The organism is Collinsella sp. BG-O-102 (assembly GCF_023656745.1).
Lineage (GTDB): Bacteria > Actinomycetota > Coriobacteriia > Coriobacteriales > Coriobacteriaceae > Collinsella.
Genome location: NZ_JAMOKO010000005.1, coordinates 72,587 through 85,658, shown reverse-complemented (window position 1 = coordinate 85,658; position 13,072 = coordinate 72,587). Strand labels below are relative to the sequence as shown.

Below are 13,072 nucleotides of genomic sequence, written 5' to 3'. Positions count from 1 at the left end.
GCTAGCTGCTCGCCTTCCGATACCCCGTGGCAAACGAAGGGTCGTAAAGCTTGCTGCGCTCGTACGACTCCGCTTGCGCGCCGTCGTGCGCAAGCCCGCCGCGAGCTCCGAGCACGCGTCCCACCACCACGAGCGCCGTGCGGTCGATGCCCTCTCGCGCGCCCGCGTCGGCGAGCGTGCCCACTGTGCATCGCACCACGCGCTCCTCAGGCCAGGTCGCCTTGTACACGAGCGCCGCCGGCTCGTCGGAGCTGCGGCCCGCGGCCAAAAGCTCGGCGGAAAGCTCGGCGAGCATACCCGAGCTCAGGAAGATGACCATAGTCGAGCCGCTTTCCGCCATGGTGCGCATGCCCTCGCCCGCGGGCATGGGGGTGCGCCCGGAAAGCCGCGTGATCACGACCGACTGGCTGATTCCCGGCAGCGTGTATTCCTGGCGAAGCGCCGCCGCGGCACCGCAAAAGCTCGACACGCCGGGCACCACCTCGTAGTCCACACCACGCGCGTCGAGCGCGTCCATCTGCTCCTGGATGGCGCCGTACAGGCACGGGTCGCCCGTGTGCAGGCGCACCACTTCCTCACCCCGCGCATCTGCCGCGCACATCACGTCGAGCACTTCCTCCAAGGTCATGTGCGCGCTGTCGTAGACGATGCAGGATTCCTTGCACTCGGCGAGCAGCTCGGGGTTCACAAGGCTCCCCGCCCAAACGACCACGTCGGCCGCGCGCAGAAGGCGCGCCCCGCGCAGCGTGATAAGGTCGGCGGCGCCCGAGCCTGCGCCAACGATATGAATCATCCGAGCCTTCCCTTCCCGTTTCTCATCGCAACCGTTTACGCCGCCATTCGCGCAGCGGGCAAAACACGGCGCCTGCGGCGGCAATCGGCGCAAATACGCAGGCAGTAGGCGCAATGCCGCCCGCCCTGGCTTTGACACGTTCACAAGCGCCCACTATCATAGTAAAAGTTTCGGCAACGAGCATATGACAATCGGATAAAAGGAAATGACCGGCGCGGCGCCCGCACAGCCCGCGCTGGCTTGCGGAGGGAACCAGGTGGGAATCCTGGGCAAGGGACATTACTGTATAGGACGCGCGGTCGAACCGCCTCGCGCCCCAAGCCAGACTGCTTCGCCTTTTCCTCACGGCATCGCCGTGGCGTTAGCTCCTTGTGAACCCCGAGGGGTGCGCTTTTCTTTCGCTTGTGCCGACAAGCAACTGTCGCCGGGGGACCGGCAAACCGAGGAAAGGAAAAACCATGTCCGACCAGATGTCACGCCGCGGCTTCATGGGCGCCGCAGCAACCGGAGCCGTCGCGCTCGCCGGAGTCGCGCTCGCGGGCTGCTCCAACACCTCTGCGAGTTCCGAGAAATCGAGCGAAAAGGAGAAGGCCGTGAAGCCGGTCATCCTCGTCACGAGCTTCGGCACGAGCTACAACGACTCGCGCCACATCACCATCGGCGCCATCGAAGACGCTATCCGCGAGAAGTACTGGCAGGACTACGACATCCGCCGCGCCTTCACCGCGCAGATCATCATCGACAAGCTGAAGAAGCGCGACGGCATCACGATCGACAACATGACCGAGGCGCTCGACCGCTGCGTGGAAGACGGCGTGAAGGAAATCGTCGTGCAGCCGACGCATCTCATGAGTGGCCTGGAATACACCGACGTGAAAGACGAGCTCGACAAGTACGCCGACAAGTTCGACAAAATCTCGCTCGGCGACCCGCTGCTCACCTCCGACGACGACTACAAGAAGGTGGCCGCAGCCATTAAGGAGAACATGGCGACCTTCGACGACGGCAAGACGGCGCTGTGCCTCATGGGCCACGGCACCGAAGCCGATTCCAACGCCGACTATGCCAAGATGCAGGAAGTGTTTAAGAACGAGGGCTTGACGCAGTTCTTCGTCGGCACCGTCGAGGCTGAACCGACCTGCGAGGATGTTATCGCCGCCGCGAGCGCCGCAGGCTACAAGAAGGCCGTGCTCGCGCCGTTCATGGTGGTCGCGGGCGACCACGCGAACAACGACATGGCAGACGAGACCGACCCCGACAGCTGGGCTGCGAAGTTCGTGGCCGCCGGCTTCGAAGTGACGTGCCTGCTCCAGGGTCTGGGACAGAACGTCGCGGTCGACGACATCTACGTCTCGCACGTGGACGACGCCATCGCCAAGCTGTAAACTCGCCGCGCACGGGGGCGCCGGTCGCGTCCCCGTGCAACGGGCATGCGCCTTCCCCGACTGACGGCGCATGCCCGTTGCATTCGCATCCCGCCCGCCCACCGCACGGCGCGGGCGGTTGAAGCGATTGAAAGGATCCCCTCCATGTTGAAGAAAACCCTCGCCTTCGCCCTGTCGGCGGCGCTTTTCGCGTTCTCGCTCGCCGGCTGCGGCGGAAATTCAATCGACAGCGCAAAGGCAAGCGATGCCGATTCCCAGGAAAAGACCGAACAGGCGGCCGATGCGCCCGAGGGCGCAAGCGCTGCCCCCATCACCGCCGACAAGGTGGCCGACGGCACCTATCCGATCACCGTAGATTCCAGCTCGAACATGTTCAGGATTGTGGACGCACAGCTCATCGTGGAAAACGGCTCCATGCACTGCGTGATGACACTTTCCGGCACGGGCTACGGCAAGCTCTTCATGGGCACGGGCGACGAGGCTGCCGCCGCGAGCGAGGCCGACTTCATCCCCTATGTGGAAAACGCGGAAGGCAAGTACACCTACGACGTGCCCGTTGATGCGCTCGACGAGGACACCGCCTGCGCCGCGTGGAGCATTAAAAGGGAGCGGTGGTACGACCGCACGCTCGTATTCGAATCCGCCGGCGTCGACCTGCGCGCCGACGCGCTGAAGTAACGCCATGCGGTCGATTCTTCCCAAGGGGGAAAACAGAAAGCGCCGCAGCATCGCGGCGCGCGCGATCGCCTGCGTTCTCGTCGCCCTGCTCGCGCTTCCCTTCGCGGGGTGCAGTGCGAGCCCGAACGCGACCGGTGCCACGGCGGGCTCTCAGGAATACACTGTGAGCGTCTCGCTTTCCGGTGGGTCAGGGCGCGCAAGCATCGCCTCACCCACCACAATTGTGAAGGATGGCGACACCTACACCGCGACCATCACCTGGTCGAGTTCGAACTACGACAAGATGACCGTCGACGGCGTGGACTACGCGCCCGTAAACGACGGCGGCAACTCCACGTTCGAGATACCCGTCACGCTCGACGAGGACATCGCCGTGTCGGCCGAGACCGTCGCCATGTCGACGCCGCACACCATCGACTACACGCTCCACTTCGATTCATCCACCATGAAGGAGAAATCGGGCGACGAAGCAAGCGGCGGCTCCCCTGCGGGAACGGCTTCAAACGCCGCGGCCGACTTCCACAACGCCGATTTGGGCTGCGGCTGGGAGCCGACGGGGGCGCTTCAGCTTGAATACGCCAAGCACTTCACTGTCGACGAGTACGAAGGCGGCCTGCGGCTTATCTGCATTTCGAACGGGGAGCGCTTCCTCGTGGTGCCGCAAAATGCAAAGGTACCTGATGGGTTGAGCTCCGACATCGCGGTCATAAGGCGCCCCGCCGACAAGGTGTACCTCGTGTCGTCGGCGACGATGTGCCTGGTCGACGCGCTTGATGCGAACGACAATATCCTCATGTCGGGCACGAAGGCCGACGATTGCTCGGTCGGGGGCTTCAAAAGCGCGCTCGAAAGTGGGGCGATCGCCTACGGCGGCAAGTACAGCGCGCCCGACTACGAGCGAATATCGGCCTCGGGCTGCACGCTCGCCATCGAGAACACCATGATCAACCACACGCCCGATGTGAAGGAAAAGCTGCAGAAGCTCGGGCTCGTCGTGCTCACCGAACAGTCGTCGAGCGAGCCCGAAGCACTCGGGCGCGTCGAGTGGATTAAGCTTTTCGGCGTCCTGTTCGACAAGGAAGACGAGACCGCGCACCTGTTCAACGAGCAGAAGGCCCGCGTCGAGCAAACGTCGAGGCTTGCGTCGTCAGGTAAAACCGTGGCGTATTTCTACATTAACTCGAACGGGGCCGCCGTCACGCGGCGGGCGGGCGACTACGTGGCGCAGATGATCGAGCTTGCAGGCGGCAACTACGCGCTCGATGACGCGCAGACGGCGTCGACGTCAGGTTCGTCAGTAACGCTCGAAATGGAGCGCTTCTACGCGACGGCGAAGGATGCCGACATCATCGTCTACAACGGCACCATCGACGAATCGGTTGCCACCTTGAACGACTTCGTAGGCAAAAACGCGCTATTGTCGCAGTTCAAAGCCGTGAAGAACGGCAACGTCTGGGTCACAAGCGCCGACATGTACCAGCAGATGACTTCTACCGCCGACATTATCGACGAGCTGCACGGGGCGTTCACCGGCGATGACGCGAGCGACTTCCATTATCTGAGGAAGCTCGGCTAGCACCATGAGAAGCCGACTTTCCATGACATACGACGAATCGGGGCGCGCCGCGCGGTGTCGCGTCGTGACGGCGCTGCTCGCCGTTGCCCTCATCGTGCTCGTCGGGGCCAACCTGTGCATCGGGAGCGTGCTCGTGCCCGCAGACCACATCCTCGGCATCCTTTCGGGCGGCGCGGCCAATTCCATGGAAAGCCAAGTCATCTGGGAGATTCGCCTGCCGCGTGTGCTTTCAGCCGTGCTTCTCGGCGGGGCGCTTTCCCTCTCCGGGTTCCTGCTGCAGACGTTTTTCAACAACCCCATCGCCGACCCGTTCATCTTGGGCGTCTCCTCGGGCGCAAAGTTCGTCGTCGCGCTTACGATGATCGTACTTCTGGGCGCGAACCAGGCCATGTCCTCGCCGGCCATGGTGGTCGCAGCGTTTCTGGGCTCGCTTATCACCATCGGCTTCGTGCTCCTCATCGCACGGCGCATAAGTTCCATGGCCATGCTCATCGTGGCGGGCGTCATGGTGGGATACATCTGCTCGGCGGCGACGAACTTCCTCATCGCCTTCGCCGACGACCAGTCCATCGTAAACCTGCACAACTGGTCTTTGGGTAGCTTCTCGGGTTCGAGCTGGGACGACGTCGCGGTCATCGCGGTCGTGGTGATCACCGTGAGCGCATGCGTATTCGCGATATCGAAGCCCCTTTCCGCCTTCCAGCTGGGAGAAGCCTACGCGAAAAGCGTCGGCGTGAACGTCGCACGCTTCCGCGTGGTGCTCGTCCTTCTAGCGAGCATGCTCTCCGCCTGCGTGACCGCGTTCGCTGGTCCGGTGTCGTTCGTAGGCATCGCGGTTCCGCATCTCGTTAAGTCGGCGCTGAAGTCGTCGAAGCCCATCCGAGTGATTCCTGCGTGCTTCTTGGGAGGCGCCATCTTCTGCGCGGGCTGCGATTTGATCGCGCGCACGCTGTTTTCCCCCGTCGAGCTTTCCATCAGCGCCGTCACCGCCATCTTCGGCGCGCCGGTGGTTATCGCACTCATGTTGAAGAAGCGAGTGAGGTAGATGGGGAAATTCGTGCCGCAGCCCAAAACGCTCGGAGGGGACATTCCATGCTTAAACAGTCCTAAGCTCGCACGAAAGCGCCAGAAGGCACTTTCGACTCGCGCGGAACTGCGCGCGAAACGCCTCCTCCGAGCGGAGTCGAACCTAGAAACCCCGGTCGCAACGAAGGCTGACGGAGCGCCGCTTTTCCGCATAAGCGACCTGTCGGCGGGCTACGACAAGAAGGTCGTAGTCGAAGGCGTCGAGCTGGAGGTTCGCGCGGGCGACGTCGTGGCGCTCATCGGGCCGAACGGCTCGGGCAAGTCGACCATCTTGAAAACCATCACACGCCATCTGGCACCGCTTGCCGGCGCGGTCGAGCTCGACGGGTGGGAGATTTCCCGATGGAAGACGACGGAGTTCGCAAGGAACCTTGCCGTTATGCTGACAGATCGCCCCCGGACCGAGCTCCTCACCTGCCGCGATATCGTGGAGGCGGGAAGGCATCCCTACACCGGGCGAATGGGCACACTCTCGCCCGACGACCATAGTCGGGTCGATGAGGCCATGAAAACCGCACATGTGGAAGAGCTCGCCGAGCGCGACTTCATGCAGATAAGCGACGGGCAACGCCAGCGCGTCATGCTCGCACGCGCCATCGCGCAGGATCCGCGTGTGCTCGTGCTCGACGAGCCCACGTCGTATCTCGATATCCGCTACCAGATCGACCTGCTGCGAATACTTCGCCACCTTTCGAAATCGCGGAATGTGGCTGTCATCATGTCCATCCACGAACTCGAGCTCGCGCAGAAAAGCGCCGACAAGGTGATTTGCGTGAAGGACGGCCGGGTCTTCCGCGCCGGCGCACCCGAGGACATATTCACGCGCGAGACGATTGGCGAGCTCTACGGCCTTCAACATGGCACCTTCAACGAGCGCTTCGGCAGCGTGGAAATTGGGCGCCCACACGGCGATGCGCACACGTTCGTCATCGCCGGCGCAGGTACGGGGTCGGCTGTGTTTCGCCAGCTCATCCGGCAGGGCAAGGCGTTCTACGCGGGCGTTCTGCACGAAGGGGACATCGACTGCGAGCTCGCGCGCGACCTGGCGACGGAATGCGTGGCCGAGCGCGCCTTCGAGCCGATCGGGGATAAAACCATAGCCCGCGCCAAAGAGCTCCTCGTCCACTGCGCGCGCCTTATCGTGTGCCCCGCCGCCTTCGGCACCATAAACGCCCGCAACGCAGAGCTCGTCGAGTTTGCACGCTCGCATGGTATCGAGGTCATGCGAGCGTGCGAAGGCGCATCGGAGGATTCCAAAATTGGAGTGGGAAGGATAAACTGGACTTTCTTTTAAGGATCCTCAGGCTACAGCTCCTACGCCGGCAAGGTCTCCAAGGCGCCGGAGAACCTCAGGAACAGGAATTTCCACGCCGACGAGCCCAACTAGGCCTAATCCAAGCGAGATTCCAGACTCGACAGGCCATTGAGAGTTAGGTCGTTGGCGACCTCCGAGACGCGCTCGATAGGAACCGAGCCGTCAGACAGCGCCCACGTGCGATAGATACCGATAATACCCGACAGCAAAAACGCCAGATAGTAGTCGAACATTTCGTCCTTGAGACCTTGGGGCAGCAGATCGCGCTCGGCAATCTCGTGCTCGAGCGGCGCACGAAGACGAGCCATAAAATCATCGAGCGGTATGTTCTCGATCAGCTGACGATTGAGCACGAGGTTGTTGCACAGCGCCTCGTTAACGGTTTTAAAGAAGGTCGCCGCCGCGCCAAGGGCGCGCTCGTTGGTGTCGCCGTCCATGGAAGCAAGCGTTTTCTCGACCGAGTCGACAATCATCTCCACAACATCGACGGCAATGGCATCGAGCAGGCCGTCAACCGTACCAAAGTGAACGTAAAAAGTCTTGCGGTCGACATTGGCCTCGCGCGCGATGGCACTCACCGTAATGTCTGCCAAAGGCTTTTCCATGAGCAGGCGCTCGAAAGCAGAAAGGATGGCATTGCGGCTGCGAACGATGCGGCGGTCAAGACGCGGTTTGCTGGTTGCCATGGGCGTGTCCCTTCGATATGCGAGCATTCATCAACAGATGAGAGATAATCTACGTAAGAGGATTATCCCCCATACGGCACAAATATGCCCCGCGTCATGAAGAACGCACGACTGCCCTACTGCGACTTAGGATGCTTCTTCTTATTAAGTGCCGACGGAGATACGCGAATACCATCGCCTGTCTGGCGCACATAGGCTTTATGAGCCGGCTTAGCGGTCCCAGAAGCCTTCTGAGCGTGCTTCCTGGGATCAACGGTAACAGCATTCGTGGGGTGCGGCTTCGCGGCCACAGAGGGCATCTGAGGCGTGCGGCCGAGCTTGCGCATCACGCGATCCCAGCGCGCATGGATGCTCTCGTTGTGGGCGCTCTTAAGTCCCAGCAGGGGCGCAGCCAAAATGGTAGGCGCAATAAACGTAATGAGACGCCACAGCAGATAGCCGGCGGTCGAAGCCGACCCAAAGAAATGACCCAAGAACAATGCAAAGCCGCCCTCAGCGCCACCAGTTCCACCGGGCAAGGGGACCGCAGAGCTCAGCAACTGGACAAAGGCGCTCGCGGCCATGACCGAGAAAAAGTCGACCTCGTGGTGGCCAAAGGCAAGCATTAGGAAATACGGAACCAGATAGAAAAACGCGAGCTGCAGCATGGTGATAAACACGGTGAGCAGCATGGAAGAAAAATGTCCGGCTGAAAGCTTGAACTTCTCGGAGAAGGAGTAGATCTCGCCATCGACAAACGTGCGCCATCCCTCGATCTTAGTGGCCGAGACACCAATGCGCTCAAGCCAATTGATGATGCAGTGGGCGACGCGCGTGACGGTCTTAGGCATGAGCGCGACGGCGAAGATGCCAAGCAAGATGCAGCAGTGCCCACCAAAGCTAAAGACGCACAGCAGCGTCATGTCGCCATAGCGCTCGGCAAAAAACGGCATGCGAGCAAGCAGTAGGATAGCGCCCCAGGCAACGAGGCCAAACTGATACACGATAAAGCGCGTGAATTGCGTGGCTCCGGCCTCGCCGACATTTTGGCCCGCCTTGGTCAGGCGGTAGATCTGAGCAGGAGTCGAGCCCATCATCATAGGTGTGAGGTTGCCAAAGAAGATGCCGCTCGCCTCGACCGAAATGAGGTCGCGAATGCCGACGGGTGAATTGGGGTCGAGCCAGACAGCGATCGCATAGGCCACAATGCCAAAGAACAGGTACAGGAACATGCAAAAGCATGCAGCAGCGAGCCAAGGCGCCTGGACGCTCGACATTGCGGCCCAGAACTGCCTCATCTGCCCGGTTACCACCAGATAGACGATATAACCCACCAGCACGACGCCGATAAAGATGGCGCCGCGGCGTGCGCTCTTATTGTCATCTCCGCCCGAGGCCTCAACCTCGACCTGGGGCTTAGACGTATGCTGAGAGGACTCCGTCATGAGACTCCTTCTAACAGTCAAAATATCTTGGATATTGTACCCGTAAGGGCCATAAGCAGAACGCAAAGCTCTGGTTCAAACGGGAATTGCAGACGGTTGTTTGAAAATAAAAAACCCGGCCTTCCATGGGAAGTCCGGGTATCAGATGCGTGGTAGCCCGTACCAGATTCGAACTGGTGATCTCCGCCTTGAGAGGGCGGCGTCCTAAACCGCTAGACGAACGGGCCATAAGCCTCAGCAGAAAAGAAGTGGTAGCCCGTACCAGATTCGAACTGGTGATCTCCGCCTTGAGAGGGCGGCGTCCTAAACCGCTAGACGAACGGGCCACATGACATCTGCACTGCCGTGCTGCGAGGAAATATATTACGGGACAAAAAACGTCAGCGCAAGAAGAAATTCCAAATTGCCGAAAAATTGTCGGCAGGTTATGGAACACACAGGTAAACTGGGTAGCTAATTCAAGTTGAGATGGACCAAAAGAGCTTCGCGCTCGTTGGGGATGTTGTCTTCGATCACGGCGTCGAGGGCGGAGTTGAGTAGCTGCCCCAGTTCCGGCCCTGGCTTGACTCCGGCACGGATCAGGTCGCCGCCGTTGATGGCGAGCATCTTGAGCGTATAGGGCTCCCCCGCCTTCAGCAGCTCGTGCGCCATCGCGCGCATCTCCTCAATCGTCTCAACGTAATAGAAGCACGACGGGGCCTTGCCGAGCGTGTCGGCACGCTTAAGATCCATGAGCTCGTCCATCAAACGCGGCGTGTCGACGCCCTCGCCCGAAAGCGCGCACATCATATTGAGCAGGCAGGAGCGCTCGGGGCGCAGCGGCTTGTCGTGATATTTGATGAGCAGGCACACGTCGCGCACCAGGTCGTGCGAGAGCGCCAGGCGATCCATAATGACGCGCGCTTTCTTGGCGCCGAGCTCGGGATGACCGTAGAAGTGTCCGCTGCCGGCGTGATCGACCGTGAAACACTCGGGCTTGGACACATCGTGCAAAAACGCCGCCCACATAAGGCTCGACGAGGGCGCGACGCCGTCACACAGCGCGAGCTCCCCCGCCACCGTAAGCACACGGGCGATATGCTCGTAGACGTTAAACGCATGATAGACACTGCGCTGATCAAACCCGCGACCCGCTGCCAACTCGGGCACGGCGGCGCAGATGAGCTCGGGGTAGCGCAGCATCGCGTCTCCCCCATGACCGGTCGAAAGAATGCCCTCGAGCTCAATACCCACACGCTCGCGCGCCACGGCGTCGAGCAGCGGCGCGCACTCGGCAAGCGCTCGCTTAGTCTCGGGCTCAATCATAAAGTCCAGGCGGCAGGCAAAGCGCACCGCACGCAACATGCGCAGGGCGTCCTCGTTAAAGCGACGCTTGGGATCGCCGACAGCGCGAATCAGCTTGCGCTCCAAGTCACCCTGGCCGTCGTAGCGGTCGACAAGCCCGCGCTCGGGATGCCAGGCCATGGCGTTGACGGTAAAGTCGCGGCGCGCCAGATCGTCCTCGAGCGAGGCGGCGCACTCGACGCTCTGAGGATGGCGCCCATCGGTATAGAAGCCATCCAGACGGAACGTGGTGACCTCGATACGCTCGCCATCGGAAATAGCCGTGATTCCGCCAAATTTAATGCCCGACTCCACAACCACGATGCCGGCGGCCTCGAGCGCCGCCTTGGACTCCTGCCACAGGCCGCTACAGCACATATCAACATCGTGGCTGGGGCACCCCATCAGGGCGTCGCGCACCCAACCGCCCACGTACCAAGCCTCAAGACCAGCCGCCTCAAGCGCGCGCAGGACGCGTAGGGACGCATCGGACGGTTGCGTACCGTTGAGCGAAACATTGCACATGCCTATGGCCTCCTGCACTTGTGAGCGTTAATCGATGGTTCTCAAGAAGTCTAACAAGAAACGAGAAAGCGCGCACACGCAATCGCGTCGTTGATTAGATAAAACGAGACAGCAGACACCACATATGTTCAGCGCGCAAAAAACACCCGCCTTGGTAATCCAAAGCGGGTGTTCGGCAACGATGTATCGATGCGGTTAGCAGACCTGGCGAACCTCGATGTGCTTCTTATATTCGTCCACCTTGGCAAAATCGCCCAAACCGGGGCACTCGACCACGTTGGCGCCGGTGGCCATCGACAGGCGCAGGGCGTCCTCGACGCGCTCGGGGGCGTCATGCCACACGGACAGGAAGGCAGCGAGCGAGGAATCGCCGGCACACACCGTCGACAGCAGCTTGACGTCGAAGGTGCGGTTAGCAAACCAGATGTGCTTGCCGTTGGAGAAGTACGCACCGGCGCCGCCGAGGGTCAGCAGCACGTTCTTGGCGCCCTTGGCATGAAGCTCAGCCATAGCGCCCTTGACGGACTCATCGTCGCCACCGCTCACCTTAATGCCAAAGATATCGAGCAACTCGTCGTCATTGGGCTTGATCAGCAGCGGCTCCATGGCAATGAGATCTGCCAGCTGATGGCTCGAAATGTCGAGAACGAACTCGGCACCCTTGGCCTTGACGCGGCGCAGAACCTCGGCCAGGAAGCCCTCGGAAGTGTTGGGAGGCAGCGAGCCGCTGATTACCAGGCAGGTCATGTCATCAAGCGAATCGATAAGCTCAAACATCTCCTGCTCATTGGCTTCGTTGATGGCGGCACCGGCGTTGACCATGTTGTACTCGGTGTCGGGGCCGGCATTGAGGAACACGTTGACGCGCGTGATGCCGTCGGTCCACACGGGCTTGACGGGCACGCCCAGGGCCTCGGCGCCCTTGACGATGAACTCGCCCGAGAAGCCAGCGAAGAAGCCCAGGATCGTGGTGTCGACACCGTAGTGGTCAAGAGTAAACGAGACGTTGAGGCCCTTGCCGTTGGGCGTGTAGACGGCATTGCGGGTACGCGTGACGGTGTTAGCGTCAAGGCCGTCGCAGGCGATGTTGTAGTCGATGGCGGGATTTGCAGTGAGCGTGTAAATCATGAATGTTCCTTTCACGAAGCAACGTGTTGATGAAAGTATATTCCACGCATCGGTAAAAGGCTAGGGCAACTCGGTGAACGGTATGGAAGCGATGAAGTACGGCAGGACATCTCTCCCCCATGACGAAACAAAAAAGGCGCCCCGGCCGAAACCAGGGCGCCGCATGCGCACGAATATGTCGCGTTTCGATTACTGACGATCGAGCTTGCGGACAGCAACGCGCTTGCTGTACTCGTCGACGTGACCAAAGTCGCCAATGCCGACGGACTCGGCAACGTTGGCGCCGGTGGCCATAGCGAGCTTCATGGCCTCCTCGACGTTGTCGCGATCCCTGTACCACTTGTGCAGGAACGCAGCGAGGGTGCAGTCGCCGGCGCAGACGGAAGAAACCAGCTTGATGTTGAACTCACGCTTGGCGTACCAGATGTCCTCGCCGTTGGAGAAGTAAGCGTCGCCGCGGCTACCACGGGTGAGCAGCACGTTCTGAACGCCGGCGTCGTGAGCCATCTTCATGGCAACGCGGACCTCGTCGTCGGTGTCGACCGGCACGCCGAAGATGGCCTTCATCTCGTGATGGTTCGGCTTGATGAGCAGAGGCTTCTTGTGAGCGAGCTCCTTGAGCTTATCGGAGGACAGGTCCAGGACGACGTCGGCGCCACGAGCCTGAGCGTGCTCCATGACCTGAGCCAGGAAGTCAGGCGTAGCTTTGGGAGGCACGGAGCCGGAAACGATCAGGCACTCGAGATCGCCCGCGGTGTCCAGGATGTTGTAGAGCTCCTCCTGGTGCTGCGGCGTGATCGGAGCACCCGGGTTCAGGATGCCGTACTCGTGCTGGCCATCGTTGACGTAGGTGTTAATGCGCGTGATACCGTCGGTCCAGACCGGGCGGCAGAGGCAACCCAGGTTCATGACCTCCTCGACGATGAACTTGCCCGTGAAGCCGGCGAAGAAGCCGAGCGCGACGGTGTCGACGCCCATCTTCTTAAAGGCGAAGGACACGTCGAGGCCCTTGCCGTTAGCCGTGTAGCTGGCCGAGCCGGTGCGGACGTTCTCGTCGGGCTCGAGCGGAGAGCTCGAAACCGTCATGTCGACAGCCGGGTTAGCGGTTAGCGTGTAGAACATTTACAGTACCCCCTGTATATGTGAGGGCCGC

At 61.1% G+C, this 13,072-nt stretch carries 11 protein-coding genes and 2 tRNA genes; 5 read left to right on the top strand and 8 right to left on the bottom strand.

Annotated elements, in window-relative coordinates:
- Nucleotide 1: 1 nt before the first annotated feature.
- Nucleotides 2-793, bottom strand: coding sequence for a precorrin-4 C(11)-methyltransferase (cobM, locus tag NBH09_RS03905; protein ID WP_022094563.1), 792 nt, complete (start codon nucleotides 791-793; stop codon nucleotides 2-4).
- Nucleotides 794-1,251: 458 nt separating this feature from the next.
- Here cobM and NBH09_RS03900 point away from each other — a divergent pair, with 458 nt between their 5' ends.
- From NBH09_RS03900 to NBH09_RS03880, 5 genes are all read left to right on the top strand, one after another.
- Nucleotides 1,252-2,178, top strand: coding sequence for a sirohydrochlorin cobaltochelatase (locus NBH09_RS03900; protein WP_250787111.1), 927 nt, complete (start codon nucleotides 1,252-1,254; stop codon nucleotides 2,176-2,178).
- 144 nt (nucleotides 2,179-2,322) lie between these two features.
- Nucleotides 2,323-2,856: a hypothetical protein gene (locus tag NBH09_RS03895; RefSeq protein WP_195363984.1), complete on the top strand. Its 534-nt coding sequence runs from the start codon at nucleotides 2,323-2,325 to the stop codon at nucleotides 2,854-2,856.
- 4 nt (nucleotides 2,857-2,860) lie between these two features.
- Entirely contained in the window at nucleotides 2,861-4,432 is a 1,572-nt protein-coding gene (locus NBH09_RS03890; protein ID WP_250787110.1) for an ABC transporter substrate-binding protein, read from the top strand.
- Nucleotides 4,433-4,454: 22 nt separating this feature from the next.
- Nucleotides 4,455-5,477: a FecCD family ABC transporter permease gene (locus NBH09_RS03885; RefSeq protein WP_250787109.1), complete on the top strand. Its 1,023-nt coding sequence runs from the start codon at nucleotides 4,455-4,457 to the stop codon at nucleotides 5,475-5,477.
- The gene (locus tag NBH09_RS03880; protein WP_250787108.1) at nucleotides 5,478-6,812 is read left to right on the top strand and encodes an ABC transporter ATP-binding protein; all 1,335 of its coding nucleotides are present in this window, start codon (nucleotides 5,478-5,480) and stop codon (nucleotides 6,810-6,812) included.
- A 95-nt stretch (nucleotides 6,813-6,907) separates the two neighbouring features.
- Here the strand turns inward: NBH09_RS03880 and NBH09_RS03875 are convergent, their stop codons facing one another.
- The 7 genes from NBH09_RS03875 to NBH09_RS03845 form a co-directional block, all read right to left on the bottom strand.
- Complete coding sequence (locus tag NBH09_RS03875; RefSeq protein ID WP_157757975.1) at nucleotides 6,908-7,519, bottom strand: TetR/AcrR family transcriptional regulator; 612 nt, start codon at nucleotides 7,517-7,519, stop codon at nucleotides 6,908-6,910.
- A gap of 116 nt (nucleotides 7,520-7,635) precedes the next feature.
- On the bottom strand, nucleotides 7,636-8,943 hold the full coding sequence (locus NBH09_RS03870) for a lysylphosphatidylglycerol synthase transmembrane domain-containing protein (protein WP_250787107.1): 1,308 nt from the start codon (nucleotides 8,941-8,943) through the stop codon (nucleotides 7,636-7,638).
- Nucleotides 8,944-9,093: 150 nt separating this feature from the next.
- Nucleotides 9,094-9,170: transfer RNA gene (locus tag NBH09_RS03865), tRNA-Glu, on the bottom strand.
- A 22-nt stretch (nucleotides 9,171-9,192) separates the two neighbouring features.
- Nucleotides 9,193-9,269 (bottom strand) — tRNA-Glu (locus NBH09_RS03860).
- 127 nt (nucleotides 9,270-9,396) lie between these two features.
- The gene (locus tag NBH09_RS03855; RefSeq protein WP_250787106.1) at nucleotides 9,397-10,791 is read right to left on the bottom strand and encodes a CCA tRNA nucleotidyltransferase; all 1,395 of its coding nucleotides are present in this window, start codon (nucleotides 10,789-10,791) and stop codon (nucleotides 9,397-9,399) included.
- Between the two features lie 195 nt (nucleotides 10,792-10,986).
- On the bottom strand, nucleotides 10,987-11,919 hold the full coding sequence (locus tag NBH09_RS03850; RefSeq protein ID WP_250787105.1) for a 1-phosphofructokinase family hexose kinase: 933 nt from the start codon (nucleotides 11,917-11,919) through the stop codon (nucleotides 10,987-10,989).
- Between the two features lie 189 nt (nucleotides 11,920-12,108).
- On the bottom strand, nucleotides 12,109-13,041 hold the full coding sequence (locus NBH09_RS03845; RefSeq protein WP_006233969.1) for a 1-phosphofructokinase family hexose kinase: 933 nt from the start codon (nucleotides 13,039-13,041) through the stop codon (nucleotides 12,109-12,111).
- Between the last annotated feature and the right edge of the window lie 31 nt (nucleotides 13,042-13,072).

Bases quoted from the DNA above. Each gene is read 5' to 3' on its own strand.
- cobM (WP_022094563.1), bottom strand. From the start codon at position 793: ATGATTCATATCGTTGGCGCAGGCTCGGGCGCCGCCGACCTTATCACG.
- NBH09_RS03900 (WP_250787111.1), top strand. From the start codon at position 1,252: ATGTCCGACCAGATGTCACGCCGCGGCTTCATGGGCGCCGCAGCAACC.
- NBH09_RS03895 (WP_195363984.1), top strand. From the start codon at position 2,323: ATGTTGAAGAAAACCCTCGCCTTCGCCCTGTCGGCGGCGCTTTTCGCG.
- NBH09_RS03890 (WP_250787110.1), top strand. From the start codon at position 2,861: ATGCGGTCGATTCTTCCCAAGGGGGAAAACAGAAAGCGCCGCAGCATC.
- NBH09_RS03885 (WP_250787109.1), top strand. From the start codon at position 4,455: ATGACATACGACGAATCGGGGCGCGCCGCGCGGTGTCGCGTCGTGACG.
- NBH09_RS03880 (WP_250787108.1), top strand. From the start codon at position 5,478: ATGGGGAAATTCGTGCCGCAGCCCAAAACGCTCGGAGGGGACATTCCA.
- NBH09_RS03875 (WP_157757975.1), bottom strand. From the start codon at position 7,519: ATGGCAACCAGCAAACCGCGTCTTGACCGCCGCATCGTTCGCAGCCGC.
- NBH09_RS03870 (WP_250787107.1), bottom strand. From the start codon at position 8,943: ATGACGGAGTCCTCTCAGCATACGTCTAAGCCCCAGGTCGAGGTTGAG.
- NBH09_RS03855 (WP_250787106.1), bottom strand. From the start codon at position 10,791: ATGTGCAATGTTTCGCTCAACGGTACGCAACCGTCCGATGCGTCCCTA.
- NBH09_RS03850 (WP_250787105.1), bottom strand. From the start codon at position 11,919: ATGATTTACACGCTCACTGCAAATCCCGCCATCGACTACAACATCGCC.
- NBH09_RS03845 (WP_006233969.1), bottom strand. From the start codon at position 13,041: ATGTTCTACACGCTAACCGCTAACCCGGCTGTCGACATGACGGTTTCG.